21 protein-coding genes and 1 tRNA gene are annotated in these 23,299 nt (G+C 69.8%); 10 read left to right on the top strand and 12 right to left on the bottom strand.

The genetic code is table 11. The annotated features are described in order from the left end of the window. Positions 1–15: 15 nt before the first annotated feature. The 5 genes from ABT009_RS23645 to ABT009_RS23625 are packed head-to-tail and all read left to right on the top strand — an operon-like array spanning position 16 to position 3,167. Complete coding sequence (locus ABT009_RS23645; protein ID WP_351298222.1) at positions 16–204, top strand: hypothetical protein; 189 nt, start codon at positions 16–18, stop codon at positions 202–204. After that, complete coding sequence (locus ABT009_RS23640) at positions 201–440, top strand: hypothetical protein (RefSeq protein WP_351298219.1); 240 nt, start codon at positions 201–203, stop codon at positions 438–440. Before ABT009_RS23645 ends, ABT009_RS23640 begins: the two co-directional genes overlap by 4 nt. Further along, positions 437–1,828: a replication initiator protein RepSA gene (gene repSA / locus ABT009_RS23635; protein ID WP_351298217.1), complete on the top strand. Its 1,392-nt coding sequence runs from the start codon at positions 437–439 to the stop codon at positions 1,826–1,828. Before ABT009_RS23640 ends, repSA begins: the two co-directional genes overlap by 4 nt. Beyond that, a complete protein-coding gene (locus ABT009_RS23630; RefSeq protein ID WP_351298214.1) occupies positions 1,825–2,013 on the top strand; it encodes a helix-turn-helix domain-containing protein in 189 nt (62 codons plus the stop codon). Before repSA ends, ABT009_RS23630 begins: the two co-directional genes overlap by 4 nt. Then, the gene (locus ABT009_RS23625; RefSeq protein ID WP_351298211.1) at positions 2,013–3,167 is read left to right on the top strand and encodes a tyrosine-type recombinase/integrase; all 1,155 of its coding nucleotides are present in this window, start codon (positions 2,013–2,015) and stop codon (positions 3,165–3,167) included. Before ABT009_RS23630 ends, ABT009_RS23625 begins: the two co-directional genes overlap by 1 nt. Positions 3,168–3,235: 68 nt before the next feature. On the opposite strand, the gene ABT009_RS23620 is transcribed toward ABT009_RS23625, so the two are convergent. Further along, positions 3,236–3,310, bottom strand: a tRNA-Val gene (locus tag ABT009_RS23620). 290 nt (positions 3,311–3,600) lie between these two features. Here ABT009_RS23620 and ABT009_RS23615 point away from each other — a divergent pair. From ABT009_RS23615 to ABT009_RS23605, 3 genes are all read left to right on the top strand, one after another. Then, positions 3,601–5,049 (top strand): hypothetical protein, encoded by a 1,449-nt coding sequence (locus ABT009_RS23615; RefSeq protein WP_502989943.1) that lies wholly within the window; start codon positions 3,601–3,603, stop codon positions 5,047–5,049. Between the two features lie 293 nt (positions 5,050–5,342). Continuing rightward, positions 5,343–5,963, top strand: a complete 621-nt coding sequence (locus ABT009_RS23610; protein WP_351298208.1) for a DUF4383 domain-containing protein — start codon at positions 5,343–5,345, stop codon at positions 5,961–5,963. A gap of 117 nt (positions 5,964–6,080) precedes the next feature. Then, positions 6,081–6,308, top strand: coding sequence for an FmdB family zinc ribbon protein (locus tag ABT009_RS23605; protein ID WP_351298206.1), 228 nt, complete (start codon positions 6,081–6,083; stop codon positions 6,306–6,308). 66 nt (positions 6,309–6,374) lie between these two features. On the opposite strand, the gene ABT009_RS23600 is transcribed toward ABT009_RS23605, so the two are convergent. The 4 genes from ABT009_RS23600 to ABT009_RS23585 all read right to left on the bottom strand — a co-directional run bounded on the left by ABT009_RS23600 (position 6,375) and on the right by ABT009_RS23585 (position 11,655). Beyond that, positions 6,375–6,986: an O-methyltransferase gene (locus ABT009_RS23600; protein WP_351298754.1), complete on the bottom strand. Its 612-nt coding sequence runs from the start codon at positions 6,984–6,986 to the stop codon at positions 6,375–6,377. A gap of 148 nt (positions 6,987–7,134) precedes the next feature. Then, complete coding sequence (locus ABT009_RS23595) at positions 7,135–7,983, bottom strand: HAD family hydrolase (protein WP_351298203.1); 849 nt, start codon at positions 7,981–7,983, stop codon at positions 7,135–7,137. After that, positions 7,983–10,436 (bottom strand): phosphoribosyltransferase, encoded by a 2,454-nt coding sequence (locus tag ABT009_RS23590; RefSeq protein ID WP_351298751.1) that lies wholly within the window; start codon positions 10,434–10,436, stop codon positions 7,983–7,985. The genes ABT009_RS23595 and ABT009_RS23590 overlap by 1 nt, the downstream gene beginning before the upstream one ends. 25 nt (positions 10,437–10,461) lie before the next feature. Next, positions 10,462–11,655 carry an HpcH/HpaI aldolase/citrate lyase family protein gene (locus tag ABT009_RS23585; protein WP_351298200.1) on the bottom strand — a complete coding sequence of 398 codons (1,194 nt, stop codon included), beginning with the start codon at positions 11,653–11,655 and terminating at the stop codon, positions 10,462–10,464. 188 nt (positions 11,656–11,843) lie between these two features. On the opposite strand from ABT009_RS23585, the gene ABT009_RS23580 reads away from it, so the two are divergent. Next, positions 11,844–12,707: a TerD family protein gene (locus tag ABT009_RS23580; protein WP_351298197.1), complete on the top strand. Its 864-nt coding sequence runs from the start codon at positions 11,844–11,846 to the stop codon at positions 12,705–12,707. A gap of 540 nt (positions 12,708–13,247) precedes the next feature. Here the strand turns inward: ABT009_RS23580 and ABT009_RS23575 are convergent. From ABT009_RS23575 to ABT009_RS23550, 6 genes are all read right to left on the bottom strand, one after another. Then, positions 13,248–13,994 carry a TerD family protein gene (locus tag ABT009_RS23575; protein ID WP_351298194.1) on the bottom strand — a complete coding sequence of 249 codons (747 nt, stop codon included), beginning with the start codon at positions 13,992–13,994 and terminating at the stop codon, positions 13,248–13,250. Positions 13,995–14,223: 229 nt separating this feature from the next. Further along, a complete protein-coding gene (locus tag ABT009_RS23570; RefSeq protein WP_351298191.1) occupies positions 14,224–15,372 on the bottom strand; it encodes a DUF475 domain-containing protein in 1,149 nt (382 codons plus the stop codon). Between the two features lie 75 nt (positions 15,373–15,447). Continuing rightward, positions 15,448–16,023 (bottom strand): TerD family protein, encoded by a 576-nt coding sequence (locus tag ABT009_RS23565; protein ID WP_351298748.1) that lies wholly within the window; start codon positions 16,021–16,023, stop codon positions 15,448–15,450. A 173-nt stretch (positions 16,024–16,196) separates the two neighbouring features. Next, on the bottom strand, positions 16,197–16,772 hold the full coding sequence (locus ABT009_RS23560; RefSeq protein ID WP_351298188.1) for a TerD family protein: 576 nt from the start codon (positions 16,770–16,772) through the stop codon (positions 16,197–16,199). Between the two features lie 188 nt (positions 16,773–16,960). Further along, the gene (locus ABT009_RS23555; RefSeq protein WP_351298746.1) at positions 16,961–17,419 is read right to left on the bottom strand and encodes a peroxiredoxin; all 459 of its coding nucleotides are present in this window, start codon (positions 17,417–17,419) and stop codon (positions 16,961–16,963) included. Positions 17,420–17,577: 158 nt separating this feature from the next. Further along, on the bottom strand, positions 17,578–18,015 hold the full coding sequence (locus ABT009_RS23550; protein WP_181659752.1) for a DUF3052 domain-containing protein: 438 nt from the start codon (positions 18,013–18,015) through the stop codon (positions 17,578–17,580). Between the two features lie 484 nt (positions 18,016–18,499). On the opposite strand from ABT009_RS23550, the gene aceE reads away from it, so the two are divergent. After that, positions 18,500–21,247 (top strand): pyruvate dehydrogenase (acetyl-transferring), homodimeric type, encoded by a 2,748-nt coding sequence (gene aceE, locus ABT009_RS23545; RefSeq protein ID WP_351298184.1) that lies wholly within the window; start codon positions 18,500–18,502, stop codon positions 21,245–21,247. A gap of 320 nt (positions 21,248–21,567) precedes the next feature. On the opposite strand, the gene ABT009_RS23540 is transcribed toward aceE, so the two are convergent. Then, the gene (locus ABT009_RS23540) at positions 21,568–23,193 is read right to left on the bottom strand and encodes an MFS transporter (RefSeq protein WP_351298181.1); all 1,626 of its coding nucleotides are present in this window, start codon (positions 23,191–23,193) and stop codon (positions 21,568–21,570) included. Between the last annotated feature and the right edge of the window lie 106 nt (positions 23,194–23,299).

Below are 23,299 nucleotides of genomic sequence, written 5' to 3'. Positions count from 1 at the left end.
GAAGGAAGCACCATCATGGCCGACCGCACCCGCCCCACGTCCCGCATCTGCACGGCCTGCGACGGCTTCGCCACCGCCGCGATCACCCTCGGCGGCCGCGACCACCGCGGCCACCTGCGGACGATCACCGTGCGCTGCCCGGCCTGCCACGGCACCGGCACCGTGCCCGCCCGCGTCGTCTTTCTCACCGGGGGCCGGGCATGAACGACCTCACCATCACTGCCCACCTGAACGCCGACACTCGCACCCGCGTCGTCACCTTCCCGGACACCAACGCCGACCGCGGAGGCTGCTTCGTAAGCCTGCGGATCGGCGGCGGCCCCGTCGACATCGCGCTCATCGCCACCCCGGGCTCTGCCGACGTGCTGCGCGCCCTCGCCGTCGCTGCCGGTGAAGCGGCCCGCGAACTGGATGGCATGACCGCCGAGGTGAGCGCATGACCGACACCGCGACCTTCGCGGGCCTGGACTCGACCACCCTGGGGGACCTCCTCCGGGTGGCCGGGTCCCCGGGCTTCGACCGCTGGCAAGACCAGATCCGCCGCACCGGCGGTTGCGCCGACCCCATTCACCTCACCGGCTGGACGCTCGCCAAGGACAAGACGACCGGCGAGCCCCTGCACCACTACAGCACCGAGGGCGAACCAGGCGGACGCCTCCGCGTCGCCTGCGGCAACCGCCGGGCCTCCCGCTGCCCGGCCTGCGCCTGGACCTACGCGGGCGACACGTACCACCTGATCCGCGCCGGACTGGCCGGAGACGACCGCCGCGACATCCCGGCCAGAGTCCGCGATCACGCCCGGGTCTTCGCCACCCTCACCGCCCCGTCGTTCGGCCCGGTCCACAACCGGCCCGACCGCGGCACTTGCCGCTGCGGCGCCCGACACGCCCCGGACGATCCGGCGCTCGGCACGGCACTCGACCCGGCGACGTACGACTACGCCGGGGCCGTGCTGTTCAACAACCACGCCGGACAGCTCTGGCAGCGCTTCACCAACCGGCTCCGCCGCGAGATTGCCGCCCGCGCCGGCCTTTCCCAACGCGCCCTCGCAGAGGCCCTGCGCCTCTCCTACGGCAAGGTCGCCGAGTTCCAAAAGCGCGGCGCGATCCACTTCCACGCCGTCATCCGCCTCGACGGCCCGGACGGCCCCGACACCCCGCCCCCGTCCTGGGCCACCATCGACCTGCTGACCGACGCCATCCGCGCCGCCGCTCGCCACGCGTACACCTCGGTGTCCGTCCCGGCCGCCGACGACCAACCCGCCCGCACCTTCCGCTGGGGCACCCAGCTCGACGTACGCCCGGTCAAAGCCTTCGGCGACGGCTCCGACATCACCGAACAGGCCGTTGCCTCCTACGTCGCCAAGTACGCCACCAAAGCAGCCGAGAACACCGGCACCCTCGACCGTCGCATCGGCGAACTCGCCGAACTCGACCGCCACGGCGTCCCCGACCACGCCCGGCGCCTCATCGAGGCATGCAAGACGCTCGACCCGCTCTACCCGGAACGGCGTATCTGGGCCTGGGCTCACATGCTCGGCTTCCGCGGCCACTTCAGCTCCAAGTCCCGCCGCTACTCGACCACCCTCGGCGAACTCCGCCAGGCCCGCGCCGACTACCGCGCAGCCCAAGAACGCGAAGCCCTCGGCCTCGACGAACGCGAGCCGGACACCGTCCTCGTCCTCGCCGACTGGCAGTACGCCGGACACGGCCACACCCCCGGCGAATCCGCCCTCGCCGCCACCATCGCCCGCGACATCCAGCTCAACCGCGAAACCGCCCGCGAAGCCCTACGCGACCAACTCGCCCTGGAAGGAGCCGCAGCATGACCACCGCCACCGCTGAGCTGCTGACCGTGCCGGAAGTCATGGCGCGGCTCAAGCTCGGACGCTCGAAGGTCTACGACCTGATCCGCTCGCACCGCCTGATCTCCATCAAGATCGATGGTGCCCGCCGCATCCCCGCCGACGCCGTCCGGGACTTCATCCTCGACCAGATCGAGGAGGCCGCCTGATGGCCACTCAGCGCAAGCGCAACCCCAACGGCGCAGGCACCATCACCAAGCGCAAGGACGGCCGCTACCAAGCCGCCGTCTACGTGCTCCAGCCGGACGGCACCCGCGCCCGCAAGTTCGCCTACGGCAAGACTTGGGAAGAGTGCGACGCCAAGCGGCGCGAACTCCTCGACAAGGTCGCCTCCGGCGTCCCGGTGCCCACCCGGTCGGCAAGGCTCTCCGAGTGGCTGTCGTACTGGTTGGACAACGTGATCAAGCCCCGGCGGAAGCGGACCACCTACGCGAAGTACGAGGTGCACGTCCGGCGCTACCTGATCCCGATGCTCGGCAGTAAGCGGCTGGAGGCCCTAAGCGTCGCCGACGTACGCCGCTTCCTCGCCCGGCTTGAACGCCAGACCACAGCCGCGACCGCCAAGGAGTCGCACAAGGTCCTGCGTACGGCCCTGTCCGCCGCCTGCCGGGAAGAGCTGATCACCCGCAACGTCGTGACGCTCGTCGAGCCGCCTCAGGTGGAGTCGCGGGACCTCTCGCCCTGGTCCCTGGACGAGACGCTCGACTTTCTCTCGGCAGCCCGGAAGGACCCGCTGTACGCGGCCTTCATGCTCGCCATCGCGCTCGGCTTCCGCCGAGGTGAGATCGTCGGCCTTCGCTGGCAGGACGTGGACCTGGACAAGCGCGTGATCCGGGTTCGGAAGCAGCGGCAGCGCGTCGGCGGTGAGGCTTACGACGACGACCCGAAGGGACGCCGCCGTAAGCAGGCTCTGCCTCTGCCGGCCATTTGCATCGCCCCTCTCCGCTGGCAGCGAATGCGCCAGGCCGCCATGCGGGAGCGTGCCGGGGAGCACTGGACGGAGACGGACTACGTCTTCACCACCCGCACCGGTCGGCCGATCGAGCCGCGCAACGTCTACCGCTCGTTCACCCGAGTCGCCAGCAACGCCGGGCTTCGCGTCATCCGGCTGCATGACGCCCGGCACGGCACAGCGACCCTGCTCACCGCGGCCGGTGTCGCGCCCCGCGTCGTCATGGAGATCCTTGGTCACAGCCAGATTGCCGTGACCATGAACATCTACACGCACGTCGTCCAGGACACCCAGCGTGAGGCAGTCAGCCACATGGATCGGCTGCTCAGGAGGCGGCTCAACCGCTCCTGACCGTTGCCGTTGATGTCAGATCCGGATGTCAAAGACCCCCAGCCTTGATCGGCTGGGGGTCTTTGCGCTGGTGGGCGCGGACGGTTTCGAACCGCCGACATCTGCCTTGTAAGGGCAGCGCTCTACCGCTGAGCTACGCGCCCGGGACGAGTCGACAGCCTACCTTGCCTGCGCCCCTGCCCTGCAAACCCGTATCCACGCTCAAACCCGTATCCATGCTCAAACCCGTATCCACGCTCAAACCCGTATCCACGCTCAAACCCGTATCAAGGCTCGAGCCCGTATCGAGGCTCGGGCGCTCAATGTGGCGTCCGCGCGCGCCGAGGACGGCAAAGTCACCGTGCGCAGCGCGAACTAACCGGCCCGTGTGTTCGTCCTTAACGGGTGGGAGAATGACACGGGGCAGGGCGGGATGACAGCACGGGAGAGGGACGTGACGGCGACACCTTCGCAGCCGTACACACCACAGCCGTATACACCAGTGCCGCGCACTCCGCGCGTGCGTCTCCGCCGCCCCGATCTCCGTCTCCGCCCGGGCTTGGCGCTTCGCCCCGGCGCCGCCGCCCGCGACATGGCCACCCTGCTCCTCCTGCCCCTCCCTCTGCTCGCGGCCGTGCTCCCCACCGCGTTCGCCGGTGGCGGTACGCGGCGGTGGTTCGGCGGGCGCGGGGAGAGTCAGCGGGCCGAGGCGCAGGCCGCGAAGGACGCCGCCGCGGCCGCGTTCTACGAGCTGGACACGGCCCAGCGCGATCTGCGGATCTCGATAGAGACGATCACCGCGGTGGACGACTCGCCTGCGGCGCGGCGCGCGGTGTCCGACTTCGAGGCGCTGGGCCGCCGTATCGACGAGGCCAGCCTGCAGTACATCACCGCGGTCGACGCCCATGACCTGGACCGCGACGATCTCGAGGCGTCGGTGGCGGCCCGTGCCCGGACCGAACTGACCCGGGCCAGGGACGAGCTGGGCAAGGTCAAGAAGGATCTCGACCGTTTCTCGGAGGGGCTCGGGCCGCTGCTCGACAAGGCGGAGACGCAGCTGGCGCGCCTCGCCCCGGCCGTCGAGCGGGCGCGGCAGTCACTGCTCGCCGCCAGCAACGCCCTCGACGCGGTACGCGGATCGGGGCTGACGGCCGACGATCTCGCCGCCCGGCTGGCCGTCCTCGGACCGGAGCTGACCAAACTCAACCAGGGCGCCGGGCGGCACGGCGTACCGGAGACCCTGCAGCGGGCCGAGCGAGTGGCGCGCGACGCGGAGGCCGTGCGGGCCGAGGCCGAGCGGCTGCCGGAACGGGCCGCCGAGATCGACCGCCGGCTCGTCTCGCTGCGGACGCGCGCGCAGGCCCTGACGACCCGCGCAGGGCAGGTCGACCCGGTGCTGAGCGAGCTGCGGCGCCGGTTCACGGCCGCGTGCTGGCAGGACCTGCAGCGGGTGCCGGAGCAGGCCGAGGAGAACGTCCGGCAGGCCGAGCTGAAGCTGAGGGAGGCGCAGCAGGCGCGCGACGCACAGCGCTGGCCGGACGCGACCTCGCTCCTCTCCACGGTACGGGCGCTGCTGAACGCGACGGACGAGGCGGTGTCGGCCGCCGGGGACCGGCTGCAGCGGCTCAACGCGGTGGCCAAGGACCCGCAGCAGGAGATCGAGCGCACCCGGTTCGCGATCCGCGACGCCCAGCGACTGGCGATGGCGGGCCGCCACACGCCCGATCCCCGGCATGCGCGGCCGCTGGACGATTCGGTGTCCCGTCTCGAACGCGCCATCGTGACGCTGGAGGGGCGCCACCCCGACTACTGGCACTTCCTGACGGAGACGGAGGCTGTCCGGCGCACGGTGGCGCGGGTGGTCGGCCAGATCCGGGAGGAGCGGGGAACCGCAGGGGCCTGAGGCCCGTACGTTCCGCGGACGGCCCCGTTCCGGGGACGGCCCCATCCCACGGACGGCCCCGTTCCGCAGACGGCCCCATCCCAGGACCAGCCCTATCCCGGGACGGCCCCATCCCGGGGACGGCGAAGGCCGTGAGGCCGCCCCAGGCCCCGGCCCGTGCCGGATCCGCCCCGGCCGGTGCCACGAGCATTGGCGATGTCCGGGGCGCAGGCGGATCCTTGTGTTACGTACGCGGCGCGGCGCCCCGCGATACAGCCCGTACGCGGCCTCCGCGAGCGTCTAGGAGGGCGGACATGGCAACGCACATACTTCACCCGGAGACCAAGCGGCACTTCAGCCTCGACGAGCATCTGCCCGTCGACCACCGCCTGAGCAAGTTCTACCGCGTCGGCGCAGGTCTGATGGGGCTGGTACTGGTCGCTTTCGGGATCTTCGGGCTCATCGGCAAGGTCGGCTTCTTCGACACCCGCGGCGACACGGTCGCCGCGCTGAACACGAATGGCGCGCTGAGCGTGCTGTCGATCTGCATCGGGCTGCTGCTGTTCGTCGGAATGGTGATCGGCGGGAACTTCGCCTCGACGGTCAACATGATCGTCGGCGTGGCCTTCATCCTCAGCGGCTTCGTCAACCTCGCCCTGCTGGACACCAGCTTCAACTTCCTCGCCTTCCGCATCCAGAACGTGCTGTTCAGCTTTGTGGTCGGCGTGATGCTGATGTTCTTCGGCATGTACGGCCGGGTCGGATCGGCCCTACCCCACGACAACCCGTACTGGCGGCAGCGCCATCCGGAACAGGCGGCCGAGGAGGAGCGCCAGCGGTCGCTGCCCCGGCGCGGCCACCTGAGGCTGGATCCCAGCGCCGACAGCGCGAGCAGCACCGGCGGCGTCGCACCAGGGAGGCCACCGGAGCGGTGACCCAGCGCAGAGGCGACGCCGAGGCGACGCGGTGACCAAGGCGGTACCACAGCGCGCGCTCCACAACCGTCCGCGGTAGTCCGTGCCATCTCCGCACCCGACCGATAATCTGTCGGCATGCCTCGCTACGAGTACCGCTGCCGGACCTGCGGCGACACCTTTGAACTGAGCCGTCCGATGGCCGAGTCGTCCGACCCCGCGGCCTGCCCCGCCGGGCACGACGACACCGTCAAGCTGCTCTCGACGGTGTCGGTCGGCGGTACGGCGTCAGCCTCGGCCGCCTCGGGCCGCACCAGCCCCGGCGGCGGCGGTGGCGGTTGCTGCGGCGGAGGCTGCTGCGGCTGACCGCAGCGCCTGCCTCCGACGTGTGGGCCGACGCCGCCGGCAGCGGCGTCGGCTCACCTGTAGGACTCACACCTTCCGGGCCAGCGTCAGCCCGTCCGCCACCGCGAGCATCACGCTCTCCACCCGCCCGTCGGCCTTCACCCGCTCGTTGAACTCCTTGATCGCCGCCGCCGGCCCGGTGGCCCCGGGATCGGTCACGCCACCGTGCAGGAATACGTTGTCCACGACGAGCAGCCCACCCTGGCGCATCCTCGGCACCAGGGCCTCCCAGTACCCGATGTAGTTCTCCTTGTCCGCGTCGATGAACGCCATGTCGATGCTCGGCTCCGCCGGCAGCGCGGCCAGGGTCTCCAGCGCGGGTGCGATCCGCAGTTCGATCTTGTCCTCGACACCGGCCTTCGCCCAGGCCTCGCGCGCATGCTGCGTCCACTCCTCCGAGATGTCGCAGGTCAGCAGGGTGCCGTCGGGCGGCAGCGCCTGTGCCATGGAGAGGGCCGACAGCCCCGTGAAGGTACCGACCTCCACGATCCGCCGGGCCCCCGTCAGCCGTACGAGGAACGCCAGCAGCGGCCCCTGCTCCTGAGCGACCTGTTTGCCCGCCACCAGGGGGAACTGCGTGTGGGTGACGTCGACGAGCATGCGCTGCACCGGGTCGAGCGGGGGGTTGTGCCCGAGCATGTACGCGTACAGTTCCTCGGTCAGCGGGGTGCTCTTGCTCGTGGCCACGTGGATCTCCTCGTTCCGGTCCTGGGACGGGTTCGGATGGCTGGAGTACCGCCGTTTTCTGCGAGAGTAGCCCTCCCCCGCCTCTCGGAGAGGGCCTTGCTCAGACCTCGGCCCCTGCGCCCCCGGCCGCGCCCGCGGCCCCGGCCGCACCCGCAGCCGCCGCGAACCGCCGCAGAATCTCCTCGCCCGCGGCCACACCCCGCTCCGCGAGAGCGGTGATCCCGGGCGCCGTCCAGCCGGCGTCCGCGAGTTCGCCGTGGCCGGGGCGCCAGGCCCGGTCGACGGCGAGGAGGAGGTCGGCGTCCAGCAGGGAGTCGCCGGCCGCGAGGGTGAGTTCGGCGTCCGTGCGGCGGGCGATCTCGCGTACGGCCGCGCTCTTGGTGAGCGGCTTCGGCACGGCGTAGATCTTGCGGCCCTGGAGGGAGACGGTCCAGCCCTTGCCTTCGGCCCAGTCGGCGAGCTCCTTGACCCAGCCCTCGGGGAGCAGGTCGCGCTCGACGACGAGATAGGCGAAGAGATCCTCGGCGACGCGCTCCTTGCGCAGCCAGGACGGGTCGGCGGTGGCCAGCATGTGGCCGCGTACCTCGTCGAGCGAGGCGCACTCGTGATCGAGCCGGGCGGCGACCTGGCGCCGCCAGTCGCGGTCGGAGTCGCCGTCGACGAGCAGATGGCCGCCGTTGGCGCAGATCGCGAATTTCGGCTGCGGGCCGGGGAGGCTGATGCGGTGGTACTGCTTGCGGGTGCGGGTGGTGGTCGGGACGAAGACGGCGGTGCGGCCCAGCTCGGCGAGGAGCCCGGCGGCCGTCTCCGTCATGTACGACAGGGGCTTGCTCTCGTGCACCTCGACGCAGAGCAGCCGCGGTGCCTCGGCGTCGGGCATGCCGAGGGCGAGCGCCGCGGTGGAGTAGATGAGCGTGCGGTCGAGGTCGCTGGCGACGAGTACCGTCATCAGTTGCTCACCGCCTTGCCGTCGGCGCCCGTGGCACCCCGTGTGTACTTGGGGTGGATCAACCCCACGCAGCTGTATGGGAGTTCGGCTACTTCCTCGACGGGTACGCCGCGTTGTTCGGCCAGCAGCCTGACGTGGTCCAGGTCCGAGCCCGCACCGCTGTGGGCGAGGATCTTCCACGGGACGCGGCGCAGGAGCACGCGGGTCGCCTCGCCGACCCCGGGCTTGACGAGGTTCACGTCGTGGATGCCGTACTCCTCGCTGATCCGCTCGACGGCGGCCCAGCCCTCCCAGGTGGGGGTCCGGTCCGCGGAGAGCAGCTCCTTGACCTTGGTGTCGACGGCGTCGGCGACCTCGTCGAAGCGGGCCGCGACGGCGTCCAGGAAGGCGCCCGAGACGTCCGCGTCCGCGAGCTCCCGGTAGAACTTCGCGCCGTGGTAGTCGTCCGGGCCGACCAGGTCGGCGCGGAGCACGGTGCGCGATATCAGGCCGGAGACGGTGGAGTTGAGGCAGGCGGAGGGGATGAGGAAGTCCTCGCGGGTGCCGTAGGTGCGCACGCATGAGCCGGGGTCGGCGAGCACGGCGATCTCCGGGTCGAACCCGCTGACCCCCTCCGCCTTCTCGAACTCCACCAGCGCCTGGGCGAGTTCCCGCGTGATGGCGCCCTTGCCGGTCCAGCCGTCCACGAAGACGACGTCGGCCGGGTCGTGGTGGGCGGCCAGCCAGCGCAGCGCGTTGGCGTCGATACCGCGGCCGCGCACGATGGACACGGCGTAGTGGTGCAGATCGAGGCCGTGGCGGTGCTGGGCCCAGCGGCGCATCAGCACGCCGACGGGCGTGCCCGCGCGGGCGAGCGAGACCAGCACGGGGCGGGGCGACCGCTCGGCGAGCACGGTCTCTGTCACGACGCCGACCGCCTGTGCGATACGGGCGGCTGACTCCTCGAGCGCTGTATGGAAGAGCTCCTGGTACTCGGGGCTCGGCTGGTACTCGACGGGCAGCGACTCGGCGTAGTGCGCGCCGCCGCTCTGGATCGCCTCCTCGCGCTCCTCCGTCGGCGCCTCGAGCCGGGCGTCCGAGAGATCCTGGAGCAGCCAGCCGACCTCGTCGGGTGCGTACGAGGAGAAGGCGGGGCCACGGAGGGGCTCTGGCAGCATGTAGGGCCTTTCGGGGGCGCTCGACGGGTCGTACGCGGCCGCGTACGACGGGACGTGGGACGGGACGACGGCCAGGACGACGTGCGGGGTGTGCGCGGCGAGCTGCGCCAGCAGGCCGTCGGGGGCGTTCAGTTCGGGGGTGTGCGCTGAGGAGTCGACGACGGCGACGACGGCGTCGAAGCCCGCGCCGGCGACGTTGTAGGCGTAGCGCTCGCCGGGGCCGTCGTCCGGGTCGTCGTGGGCGGGGAAGACGATGCGGCTGCGTATCGCATAGCCGGGATCGTCGACCGCCAAGACGGGTGAGCGGGTGGTCGTGGAGTACCGGACGTCGGCCTCCAGCGTGCGCTCCAGCTCCCCGGCCAGCCTGAGCGGTGCGTACATCAGCTCCTCGAAGCCGAGGACGAGGACGCGGCGGGCGTCGCCGGGCAGGGCGGCGGCAATACGTTCCGCCATGCCGGGCAGGGCGCGCTCCAGGCGCTCGCGGTGCGCGGGCGTGAAGCCGTGGCGGCCGCCGTCGGGCACGTCCTGCGGCCAGTGCAGATCGACGCGGGTGGCCGCCGCCCCGGCTTTCGTGGCCGGGCCGCTCCTCTGCTGTCCCTGCTCGTACGCGGCGACCAGTTCCTGGCCCTTCTGCAGGACCCCGTCCGGGAGCCGTACCGTCCCGCTCGCCGCCGTCACCAGGTCCACGCGCGCGTCGATCTCGCGGGCGAACTCGTCGAGGCGTCCCTGGTCGGCGGCCGAGCGCATGTCGACCAGGGCCACGATCACGTACCGCTCGCGCGGGTAGCGGCCGTGGAGGGCGCGGATGGTGTTGAGGACCGTGTTGCCGGTGGAGAACTCGTCGTCCACCAGCACCAGCGGGCCGTCACCCGCGAGGAGCCCGGGGTCCTCGGGCAGCAGCAGATGCGAGGTGGCGTGCGAGTGCGACTCCTCGAACCCGCCGGCCTGCGCCATTCCCGGCACGGAGCGCCGCGTCGAGTGCAGATACGGGGCGAGCCCCACGCCGTCCGCGACGGAGTGGCCGAGGCCGGTGGCCGTCTCGGCGTACCCGAGGACCACGGCACGGCGGGCCTCGTCGTCTCCGAGCAGCTGCCGCACCCGCTCGCCGAGCGCGACCCCGTGGCCGTACACCACGGCCGGCGACTGCGGCACATGCTTGCCCAAGACGTTCGAGACGAGCAGATGCGCCCGCTTGGGGTTGCGCCGCAGCGCGAGGCCCAGCAGGCTGTGCAGCTTCTCGTCGCCCTCGAGCTCGACACCGAGCCGCTGGGCGACCCACGTCCCGGACCACACCATGTCGTTCACAGTTCCCTGCAATTCCTCAGCCGGCCAGACCTGCGGTGAGCAGATCGACGAAGCCGACGTCCTCCCGGGCGACGCCGAAGACCTCGGCACGCATCAGGGTGCGCTCCGCCCAGGCGCGGTGCGGCTTCACCTCGTTCATCTTGTTCGTGTACGCCGACCGCAGGACGCCTCCGCCGCACCGCTCGGGCCGCAGGATGTCCTGGGCGTCGCTGTACTCCTCGTGGCTGACGACCGAGAGCGCGTGCACGGGCACCACGTGCGACGGGTGGATGCAGGTCTTGCCGAGCAGGCCGTTGGCGTGGTCGAGGGCGATCTCGCGGAGCAGCCCGTCCATGTCGTGCTCGATGAGGGACTCGCGCAGGTCCTCCGCGCGACCCTCGAGGAAGGGGCTGCGGCGCAGCTGGGGCTTGAACATGCGTTCCTGGAGCGGGAAGTACTCCCACACCGGCCCGGTCACGGTGAATCCCGTGCCGTCGGCCCGGCCCAGCAGATTGACCACGTCCGCGATCACGGAGGCGACGATCCGCACGTCGTACGCCGTCATGTCGGGCGATCTACGCAGTCCGTACGCCGAGCAGAAGTCGGTGACGCCGAGTCGCAGGGCGAGCACGCGGTCCCGGTACTTGTCGACGGTGCGGAAGATGCCCGTCAGGGTCTCTACGCGCGTTTCCAGATGCAGCAGCTCGGGAGACTCCAGCACGGGCATCGCGAACAGCCGGTTCCCGCTCGCGGCCTCCGCCGCGGCGAGCGCCTCGAGGAAGGGCACGCCGCGCTCTTCGGTGAACTTGGGGAGGACGAAGCCGGACACCAGGCGGGCCGCGGCACCGAGCCGCTGCACAAGGTCCGCGATCTGCTCCGGGGCGCGGACCCGGATGAACAGGAGCGGCAGCTCCAGGCCCGCGTCAGGGCCGCCGGACGCGGCCGAGGCCCGCTCCGAAAGGTCCGTGAACTGACGTACGAGGTTCTCCTCGGCGTCACGCACGTCCGCGTCGCCGATCGAGTCTTCGAGGCACACCACCATGGAGACCACACCCCGGCCCGCCTGCTTGACGATGTCGTCCGCCAGGCGCGGTCTGGTCGCCGGGCTGTACAGGGTCGCACCGAGGGCCACGGAGAGGATCCGCGCCGGAGAGCCGGCGGTGAAGACGCATGGCTCCTGGTGGAAGAGGCGCTGACGCACCTCAGGGGCGATGTGCCCGAAATGACGCATGTGACTCCCCGTATCACCAAGGTGGCTCGTTGATTGGTGGCCGGTAATAGTACGTAGAGACCCGTGTCAGACGTTCCCACCGGCTATGAAATTCAGGTAACCCGCCCATGTCGGAAGTGCGCAAGACGGCCGTCGTAACGGGAACCCCCACGTTGTCCCCACCCGCACCGGGAGGGCAGGATGACCGCATGACGCACGCGATGCTGAAGGGGTCGAACGTCCCGATCAAGGCCACGGCGGTGCGCGCCGTGCTGCGCTGGGCCCCGGGCCAGGGTGTCCCGGACGTGGACGCCTCGGCACTGCTGCTGGGCCCCGACGGCCGCGTGCAGTCCGACGAGGACTTCGTCTTCTACAACCAGCCCCGCCACCCCTCGGGCAAGGTCTGGCGGCTCGGCAAGAAGCGCGTGGCCGAGGGCCTGACCGACACGATCCAGGCCGACCTGGCGGGGATGGCCGCCGAAGTGAGCCGGGTGCTGGTCGTGGCGTCGGCGGACGATGTGCCCTTCGACCGCGTACGGGCGCTGCGCATACTGCTGCACGACGCCGCCGACGCGGACGGGCAGCCGCTCGCGTACTTCGACGTCAAGCCGGAGACGGGTGCGGAGACGGCACTGATCTGCGGAGAGCTCTACCGGCGCGGGGACGGCTGGAAGTTCCGCGCGCTGGGTGAGGGCTATTCGAACGGGCTGGTGGGGCTGGCCACGGACTTCGGGATCTCCGTGGACGAGTCGGAGGGCGGCGGGGTGGCCGAGCCGGAAGCGGGGGCCTCGCAGCCGTTGCCGCCGGAGCAGGCGACCGTGCAGCATGCGCCGCAGCCGACAGGAGCGGAGCCTGCGCCGCAGCCGACGGCCCAGCCTGCGTACGGCTATCCGCCGCAGCCGGCCGCTCCGGTGCCGGCGCCGCAGCCCGCCTACGGCTATCCCGGGCCTGTGGCCGCGCAGCCCGTCGCCGCGCAGACGGGGCCCGCGTACGGGTATCCGCACCCGGTCGCCCCGGCTCCGGATCCGAACTTCCGGCTGCCCCCTCAGGGGCCGCAGTTCCTCGGCCGCTGAGCGGCCGGGGACCGTTGCACAGGCCGTTCGCGAGGCACCGTACGTCGTGGGTTGTGCCCACCCTCCCCCAAGGTCTCGGCTTCGCTCGAGCAGGGGAGACCCCCATCGCCCTGCGGAACGCCTGCCCACAACCCTGCCCACAACGGTGGCGGCGCGCTTGCCACAACGGTCAGCGGCGCGCCTGCCCACCACAGCGACCCCCAGCCCCCCAGCCCACCCGCATGCGCCATGCGACCGAAGGGGACGTGGCGGGATGTGCGCCCGCAGCGGCTGGCGCGAATTCCGGGCTCGCCCGACGACGTACGGCTCGGCACCAGACCGAGGACGTACATCCCGGCGCGGCCCCGACCCACCCACCGGCAGGTGGCGCAGCGGCGCGCACCCGCAGCCGCGTACGCGCCGACCCGCCCACCGGCACATGGCACACCGGCAGCGCACCCGCAGACGCGAATGCGTCGACCCACGCACCAGCCCCCCCACCCGCCACCAGCGGGAGGCGCACCAGCCCGCCACCGGCGGTGGGCGAACCGCCCACCGCCGTCAGCGGCCGCCAGCCTTCGACTTGTACCCCCGCCCCCACTGCAGCCCCCACCCATAGAGCCGGTCCAGCTCGGCCTGGAAGCCGTAGACGAATTTCACCTCGCGCCGCACGACGAGTTCGTCCTTGATGTTCTCTATGGAGACCACGGCGCAGGAGCGCGCCTGGGGGGCGCGCTCGTCCAGGTTGATCTCGATCCGGGGCCCGTTGCTGGGGTAGAGCGTCACCTTGGCGTGCGTACGGTCGAAGGCCGGGGTCTGGTCGTAGATGTAGACGAACACGAGCAGACGTTTGATGGACTCGCGGTGGTCGAGATTGACGTAGATCGTCTCGCCCGAGGGTGAACCGAACCGGTCGTCGCCGCTGAGCTTCACGAACGGCGGGGAGTTGAGCGCGCCGAAGAAGCTGCCCAACGGCTGTACCACGCCCTTTTCCCCGTCCACCAGCTCGTACAGGCAGCCGATGTCGAGGTCCACGTTGACCACGCCCTGGGTGTGTGCCTGCACCACATCGGGCTGGAACAACTTGAAGGGATGCCTCAGCAGGCCCCCGCTCCCTCGCGGCTTGCCGATGATGTCGGACGTACGCATCTGCCAGGACAGGTTGACACGCAGATTGCCGGTGGCCGCGCCCTGTTGGGTGAGCGAGACGGTCGGATGCCGCTTGGTGAGTTCGATGGAGTTGGTCGCCGCACTGCCCGACTCGAACTGCGTCGAGCGCCCGCGCCAGAGATCGTCCCAGAAGGACATACCGCCCCCCACGTTCTATGCGCCGCATGCGTCTCGTACGCATGTGCGCCTCATGCACATGACCGCGGGGCGGCCCCGAGGACTCGTCCTCGATGGCCGCCCCGCAAGTGAGCGTTCCTCACTCCGGCCCGGGTCACACCCGGGAACCGGACACGCACCGGCCGCAGCCGGTGTCGGCCGGGTCGGACCGCGGGTCGGACCGTTGAGAGGTCAGACCCGGCCGGTCGGCTCAGACCCCGGACGAGACCTCGGCCTTCTCGTCGGAGCCCTCAGCTTTTCCCTCGGCCGCCGCCAATGCCCGGTTGCGGCGCACCGACGACCAGAAGGACCAGGCGATCAGGACGACGCCGACGAGGCCGGTGATGATCTCGCTGATCTCGTACTGGATGGTCACGAGGAGGATCACGGCGAGGGCGCCGATCGCGTAGTGCGCGCCGTGCTCCAGGTAGACGTAGTCGTCGAGGGTGCCCTGGCGGACCAGGTAGACGGTGAGCGACCGGACGTACATGGCGCCGATGCCGAGGCCGAGCGCCATCAGCACGATGTCGTTGGTGATCGCGAAGGCGCCGATGACGCCGTCGAAGGAGAAGGACGCGTCCAGGACCTCGAGGTAGAGGAACATGAAGAACGCGGCCTTGCCGGCGAGCTTCACGGCCGAGACCGGCTTGCCGGCCCGCTTGGCCTCTTCCTCCTCCTCGTGCTCGCGCTCCTCCTCTTCCTCGAGCTTGTCCTCGAAGTAACCGGAGAGACCGCCGACGACGAGGTAGGTGATCAGACCAGCGATTCCGGAGAGCAGTACTGTCTCCGCCTTGTCGACATGCGCGCCGCCGTGCTGGTGGGCGTTGGTCGCGAAGGTCATCGCGGAGATCATCAGCACGATCAGGGCGATGCAGACCGACAGCATGTCGATCTTGCCGAGCTTGGCCAGCGGCCGCTCCAGCCAGCCCAGCCACTTGATGTCACGGTCCTCGAAGATGAAGTCGAGGAAGATCATCAGCAGGAACATGCCACCGAAGGCGGCGATCGCCGGATGGGCGTCGGTGACCAGCTCCTGGTAGTGGTCCTTGTCGGTCAGTGCGAGGTTGACCGCGTCGATCGGACCGATCTTGGCGCTGATGGCGACAATCACGACGGGAAAGACCAGTCGCATACCGAAGACGGCGATCAGCACACCGATCGTGAGGAAGATCTTCTGCCAGAAGGCATTCATCTTCTTCAGAATTCCGGCGTTGACCACCGCGTTGTCGAAGGACAGCGAGATCTCGAGGATGGACAGGATCGCCACGATCCCGAACGCGGTCCACCCCCCGTAGAACACCGCTGCGACCAAGCCGAGCGCGGTGACCGCGAACGACCAGCCGAAGGTTTTCAGAACCACTGGCTACCCAATCGTGTGTTGGGGGGCTACCCCCGGACGAAATCCGGAGCGGGTCTCCCCCCGCCGTACCCGGCTTTACGAAACGTTGACCCCAAAGTCTAGAGCGATGCCCCGAAGTCCGGACGCGTACCCCTGCCCCACGGCCCGGAACTTCCATTCTCCGCCGTACCGGTAAAGCTCGCCGAAGATCATCGCCGTTTCCGTGGAGGCGTCCTCGCTGAGGTCGTAACGCGCGAGCTCCTGGCCGTCCGCCTGGTTGACGACGCGGATGAAGGCGTTGCTGACCTGGCCGAAGGTCTGCCCGCGGTTGTCGGCCTCGTGGATGGAGACCGGAAAGATGATCTTGTCGCAGCCGGGCGGCACCTTGGAGAGGTTCACCAGGATCGACTCGTCGTCGCCGTCGCCCTCACCGGTCAGGTTGTCGCCGGTGTGCTCGACCGAGCCGTCGGGGCTCTTGAGCTGGTTGTAGAAGATGAACCACTCGTCGCCCAGCACGCGGCCGCCGCTGCACAGCAGGGCGCTGGCGTCGAGGTCGAAGGGGGCTCCGGTGGTGGAGCGTGCGTCCCAGCCAAGCCCGATCATCACCTGCGTGAGGTTCGGTGCGGCCTTGGAGAGGGAGACATTGCCCCCCTTGGCTAGCGTGACGCCCATGATCTGGTCCTCCCCGAGCTGCTGCATGTACCGGAGGCGTGACATCGGCGGCCGTCCGCCGCAGGCCCCCCGGACCCCCGACCGGGGGCGTTTGCCGATCGCTTGAGTTTCCGAAGCCGTCCGGCGCCGCACTCGGTGTGCGGCGCCGGTCGGGATAGCAGACGTGCCCTGGCTCAGACGTTCACGCCGAAGTCCTGCGCGATGCCGCGCAGGCCCGACGCATAGCCCTGGCCGATGGCCCGGAATTTCCACTCCGCGCCGTGGCGGTAGAGCTCGCCGAAGACCATCGCCGTCTCCGTCGACGCGTCCTCGGAGAGGTCGTACCGCGCGATCTCCGCGCCGCCCGCCTGGTTGACCACGCGGATGAACGCGTTGCGCACCTGGCCGAACGACTGCTGGCGGCTCTCGGCGTCATAGATCGACACCGGGAACACGATCTTGGAGACGTCGGCCGGCACGCCGGCGAGGTTCACCTTGATCTGCTCGTCGTCGCCCTCGCCCTCACCCGTGATGTTGTCGCCGGTGTGCTCCACGGAGCCGTCGGCGCTCTTGAGGTTGTTGAAGAAGACGAAGTCCTGGTCGTTGCGGACCTTGCCGTCCTCCTTCGTCAGGATGGCGCTGGCGTCCAGGTCGAAGTCCGTACCGGTAGTGGTGCGGACGTCCCAGCCCAGGCCGACCGTGACCGCCGTCAGGCCCGGCGCCTCCTTGGTCAGCGATACATTGCCGCCCTTGCTGAGGCTGACTCCCACGAGTCCTCCCAATGGTGTTCAGGGGCGGGGAGCCCCCGTCGTGCGTTGGCATCGGATCAACGAGTGGATCCTAGTGACGGGTTCCCGGCCCCCGCAGGCCTTGACCCCGAACAGTGACAGGGTGTCGGGCCGGAAACCAGGGGCCGGGACGGTCCGGGGAGCCGTCGGGCAGTCGCGCCCGGGGCGCGTCAGAGCGTCTCGAGGGCCTTGACGTACTCGTTCAGGTCGCGGGCGTCCGGCAGCCCGTTGACGATGGTCCAGCGCACCACGCCCTCCTTGTCGATGATGAAGGTGCCGCGCACCGCGCAGCCCTTCTCCTCGTCGAAGACGCCGTACGCGCGCGAGACCTCGCCGTGCGGCCAGAAGTCGGACAGCAGCGGGTACTCCAGGCCCTCCTTCTCGCCGAAGACGCGCAGCGTGAACGGGGAGTCGTTGGAGACGGCGAGCAGCTGGACGTCGTCGTTGACGAACTTCGGCAGCTCGTCGCGCAGGGCGCACAGCTCGCCGGTGCACACGCCCGTGAAAGCGAACGGGTAGAAGAGCAGCACCACGTTCTTCTCGCCACGGAAGTCGGAGAGCTTCACGGTCTGGCCGTGGTTGTCCTTGAGCTCGAAGTCCGGGGCCTTGGTGCCGACCTCGATCGCCATAGTCACGCATCCCTTCCATGGGCTGTTCAGATGACGCCCACCCTACGCAGTGGCCCTTGCCCCGCGATGCGCGAGGCCCCCACCGACATGCGTCGATGGGGGCCTCGCAGCGGCCGTGCCCGGCCCTGGCAGGGCGAGCTGCCCGGGCCGGGACCGGTTCAGCGCTTCTTGGCCGCCGCCTTGGGCGTGACCAGACGGCTGCAGATCCAGTCCTTGCCAACGCTGACGCTCTTGGTCTGGGACAGACCCGCGGTCTGCGCGGCCTCGTTGATGTCGCTGGCCTCGACATAGCCGTCACGGCCGGTCTTCGGCGTCATCAGCAGCACCGGAGACCCCTCGTCGATCAGCGTGGTGGCGTCGACCAGCGCGTCCGTCAGGTCGCCGTCGTCCTCGCGGAACCACAGCAGTACGACATCCGCGACGTCGTCGTAGTCCTCGTCCACGAGCTCGCCGCCAATGACTTCCTCAATGGCCTCGCGGAGCTCCTGGTCGACGTCGTCGTCGTAGCCGATCTCCTGGACCACCTGCTCGGGCTGGAACCCCAGCCTCGCGGCAGGGTTCGTCCGCTCCTCCGCGTGGTCCGCGGTCGCGCTCACGGGTTGCCTCCTGATCATGTTTCGTATGGGGGGTTTCCCCTGGCTCGTTGTGAGCCTGAGGGTAGTCTTCCAGCCACGCGCGTACGCGAAGCATTGGCCGTAGTCCACACGGGCCGGACGGATCGCGCAAGTACCCGGCCGTCGAGACCGCCGAAACGGTGACGTTCCGGGCCGTCTCGCCGCAACTCCAGGCAGGAAATCGCGCCACCCGCCGGCCCATGGCTCACTGTTCTGTCCGAGTTTGCCAACTTCGCCCCCACGAGTGCCAGAGAGGGCCGACTCCTCTACGGATCGGCGGCACAGACGGGCGTATCGTTGCGATTTGGACGACCACGCCCCGGGGTGCCGACGAACCGCCTCGGTTACCTCTCGGTAGAGATGACGTTTCCGTCCCCTAGGTACACGATGGGGAACGGCGCAACCAGCAGCACCATGCCCCAGCAGTGGCCTCCAGACAGTGGCTCCCAGACAGTGAAGGAACAGCGTGGCTTCCGGATCAGATCGCACCCCGATCATCATTGGTGGCCTTCCCAGCCAGGTCCCGGATTTTGACCCCGAAGAGACCCAGGAATGGCTCGACTCCCTTGACGCCGCCGTCGACGAGCGGGGCCGTGAGCGCGCCCGCTATCTGATGCTGCGGCTGATCGAGCGGGCACGGGAGCGGCGCGTGGCCGTGCCCGAGATGCGCAGCACGGACTACGTCAACACGATCGCCACCAGGGACGAGCCGTTCTTCCCCGGCAACGAGGAGATCGAGCGCAGGATCCTGAACGCGACCCGCTGGAACGCGGCCGTGATGGTCTCGCGCGCCCAGCGGCCCGGCATCGGGGTCGGCGGCCACATCGCCACGTTCGCCTCCTCGGCGTCGCTGTACGACGTGGGCTTCAACCACTTCTTCCGCGGCAAGGACGAGGGCGACGGCGGCGACCAGGTGTTCTTCCAGGGACACGCGTCGCCGGGCATCTATGCGCGCGCGTACATGCTCGACCGTCTCTCGGAGGAGCGGCTCGACGCCTTCCGCCAGGAGAAGTCGAAGGCTCCGTACGGCCTGTCGTCGTATCCGCATCCGCGGCTGATGCCGGACTTCTGGGAGTTCCCGACGGTCTCCATGGGCCTCGGCCCGATCAGCGCGATCTACCAGGCGCGGATGAACCGCTACATGGAGGCGCGCGGCATCGCCGACACCTCCAAGTCGCATGTGTGGGCGTTTCTCGGCGACGGCGAGATGGACGAGCCCGAGTCTCTCGGCCAGCTGTCCATCGCCGCGCGGGAGGGCCTGGACAACCTGACCTTCGTCGTCAACTGCAACCTGCAGCGCCTCGACGGTCCGGTGCGCGGCAACGGCAAGATCGTCCAGGAGCTGGAGTCGCAGTTCCGGGGCGCCGGCTGGAACGTGATCAAGCTGGTCTGGGACCGCTCCTGGGACCCGCTGCTCGCGCAGGACCGCGACGGCGTGCTGGTCAACAAGCTGAACACCACGCCCGACGGCCAGTTCCAGACGTACGCGACGGAGACCGGCGCGTACATCCGGCAGCACTTCTTCGGTGACGACCACCGGCTGCGCAAGATGGTCGAGAACATGACCGACGACCAGATCCTGCACCTGGGCCGCGGCGGTCACGACCACCGAAAGATCTTCGCGGCGTACTCGGCGGCGCGCGCCCACAAGGGCCAGCCGACCGTGATCCTCGCGCAGACGGTCAAGGGCTGGACGCTCGGCCCGAACTTCGAGGGCCGCAACGCGACCCACCAGATGAAGAAGCTGACGGTCGACGACCTCAAGCGCTTCCGCGACCGGCTGCACCTGCCGATCTCCGACAAGCAGCTCGAAGGCGGCCTGCCGCCGTACTACCACCCGGGCCGCGAATCGGAGGAGATCCAGTACATGCACGACCGCCGCAAGGGTCTGGGCGGCTACGTCCCGACCCGGGTGGTGCGGTCGAAGCCGCTGAACCTGCCCGACGACAAGACGTACGCGAGCGTGAAGAAGGGCACCGGTCAGCAGTCGATCGCCACGACCATGGCGTTCGTCCGGCTGCTGAAGGACCTCATGCGGGACAAGGAGATCGGCAGGCGTTTCGTGCTGATCGCACCCGACGAGTACCGCACCTTCGGAATGGACTCGTTCTTCCCGAGCGCGAAGATCTACAACCCGCTCGGCCAGCAGTACGAGGCGGTGGACCGCGATCTGCTGCTCGCATACAAGGAGTCGCCGACCGGCCAGATGCTGCACGACGGCATCTCGGAGGCGGGCTGCACGGCGTCGCTGATCGCGGCGGGCTCGGCGTACGCGACACACGGCGAGCCGCTCATCCCGGTCTACGTCTTCTACTCGATGTTCGGTTTCCAGCGGACCGGCGACCAGTTCTGGCAGATGGGTGACCAGCTGGCGCGCGGTTTCGTCCTGGGTGCGACCGCCGGACGTACGACGCTGACCGGTGAGGGTCTGCAGCACGCCGACGGCCACTCGCAGCTGCTGGCATCGACCAACCCCGCCTGCGTCGCGTACGACCCGGCCTTCGGCTTCGAGATCGCGCACATCGTCCAGGACGGTCTGCGCCGGATGTACGGGTCGTCGCCCGAGCATCCGCACGGCGAGGACGTCTTCTACTACCTCACCGTCTACAACGAGCCGATCCAGCATCCGGCCGAGCCCGCGGGCGTGGACGTCGAGGGCATCCTGAAGGGCATCTACCGCTACAAGGCGGGCGAGCAGGGCGAGCTGCCCGCGCAGATCCTCGCCTCGGGCGTCGCGGTGCCGTGGGCCCTCGAGGCGCAGCGGATCCTGGCCTCGGAGTGGAACGTCAGGGCGGACGTCTGGTCGGCGACCTCCTGGAACGAGCTGCGCCGCGAGGCCGTCGAGGCGGAGCGGAACAACCTGCTGCACCCGGAGGAGGAGCAGCGCGTCCCGTACGTGACGCAGAAGCTCTCCGGCTCCGAGGGGCCGTTCGTGGCCGTCTCCGACTGGATGCGGTCGGTTCCGGACCAGATCTCGCGGTGGGTGCCGGGCCCGTACCAGTCGCTGGGCGCGGACGGATTTGGTTTCGCCGACACGCGCGGCGCGGCCCGCCGGTTCTTCCACATCGACGCGCAGTCGATCGTGGTCGCGGTGCTGACGGAACTCGCCAACGCGGGCAAGATCGACCGCTCGGTACTCAAGCAGGCGATCGACCGGTACCAGCTGCTCGACGTGTCGGCGGCGGACCCGGGAGCAGCGGGCGGCGACGCGTAACGCGTGGCCCCCGGTTGTCGGCAGCTTCGCCGCCTCGCCCTCAAGGCTCCCCCAGCTAACGCTGGGCGGTGCCCCCGGACGGGCTGAAAATCAGCCCGACCGGGGCGGTCGAGGGCCCGTGTGCTGCTCCCCTCCAGCAGCGCGCGGCGCTCGACCCCGCATGCCCGAAGGGCATCAACCCCCGTATCGCGCGGATCACTTGACCGCACTCTGACCTGCGATGCGCGGCCCGCGGAAGGGGCCTCGACGCACATCACCCAGATGGGCGAAGGCCCCGCCGGAGGTGAACCGGCGGGGCCTTCGGCCAGGGCGTAGGCGCGCTAGATGTGGACTCCGCCCGCGCCGGCCTCCGCGTTGGCGCCGCGCTTCGTGAGCACGGCGACCAGGGCCGCGATGACCGAGACGATGCCGGCGACCGTGAAGGCCAGGCCCATGCCGGACATGAACGTGTCGTGGATGACTCCCGTGATCCTGCCGAGGATCTCGGGCGTCATGCCCTGCGCCTTGGCGATCTGCTCCGGGACGTAGCCGATGGCCGCGGCCTTGTCGAGGCCGGGGGCCGGTGCGTCCGGCAGACCGGCGCTCTTCCAGTTGTCCGCCAGCTCGGAGTTGACCTTGTTCGACATGACGGCGCCCAGCACCGCCGTGCCGAGGCTGCCGCCCACCTGCATGGCCGCCTGCTGCAGGCCGCCCGCGACACCGGAGAGCTCCAGCGGGGCGTTGCCCACGATGACCTCGGTGGCGCCCACCATGACCGGGGCGAGGCCGAGGCCCAGGAGGGCGAACCAGACGGACATCGGCAGCGTGCCGGTCTCCGTCGACAGCGTCGTCATGCCGAACATCGCGACGGCCGTCAGGACCATGCCGCCGACGAGCGGCACGCGCGGGCCGTACTTGGTGATCAGGGCGCCCGCGAGCGGCGACGAGACGATCATCATGGCCGTCAGCGGCAGCAGGTGCAGCCCGCTGTCGACCGGGCTCATGCCGTGCACGTTCTGCAGGTAGAAGGTGACGAAGAACAGCCCGCCCATGAAGGCGAAGGCCATCAGCGCCATCAGCACCGTGCCCGCGGAGAGCGCCACGGAGCGGAACATGCCCAGCGGAATGAGCGGCTCCTTCACCCTGGTCTCCCAGAAGGCGAAGAGCGCGAAGCAGACCACCGAGGCGGCGAGGTACGCCCATGTCTTGCCGCTGTCCCAGCCCCAGGAGTCACCGGCCTTGATGAGCGCCCAGATGAGGGCGAACATGGCGGCCGACAGCAGCGCGATGCCGGGGATGTCGAAGGAGCGCGGCGCGTTCTCCGCGCGGTGGTCCTTGAGGATCCACAGGCCGAGGGCGAGCGCGAGGACGCCCACCGGCACGTTGATGAAGAACACCGACTGCCAGCTGACGTGCTCGACGAGCACACCGCCGAGGATCGGGCCGCCTGCCGTGGAGGCGCCGATGACCATGCCCCAGATGCCGATCGCCATGTTGAGCTTCTCGGCCGGGAAGGTGGCCCGCAGCAGGCCGAGCGCGGCCGGCATGAGGAGCGCGCCGAACAGGCCCTGGAGCACGCGGAACGCGATGACGAGCGCGACGCTGCTGGAGAGGCCGATGGCTCCGGAGGCGAGGGCGAAGCCCGCGACGCCGATGAGGAACGTCTGCCGGTGGCCGAAGCGGTCGCCGAGCTTGCCTGCCGTGATGAGTGCGACGGCGAGCGCGAGGAGGTAGCCGTTGGTGATCCACTGGACGTCGGCGAGCGAGGCCCCGAGGTCCTTCTGGATGGCCGGGTTGGCGATCGCCACGATGGTGCCGTCCAGGGCGACCATCATCACGCCGATCGCGACGGAGATGAGCGTCAGCCATGGGTGGCCGCGCAGCCCAGTGGCCGGAGCCGGGGCGGGCGCGGCCGCCGGGGCCTCGTCCGCCGGACCGGTCTTGTCGACGGTGGTCTGACTAGTCATGCGGCCGACATTATGACAGTCACTGACAGTTGACAAACGGTTTCACAAGTCGGTAACTGTCACGTTGCCCACAGGTATTCTGAACTGCACGAACGGGCGAAAAGGG

It is taken from the genome of Streptomyces sp. NPDC002896 (genome assembly GCF_040295225.1).
Taxonomy (GTDB): Bacteria; Actinomycetota; Actinomycetes; order Streptomycetales; family Streptomycetaceae; genus Streptomyces.
The sequence above is the reverse complement of the archived record's forward strand: the minus strand, read 5'-3'. Positions and strand labels throughout refer to the sequence as shown.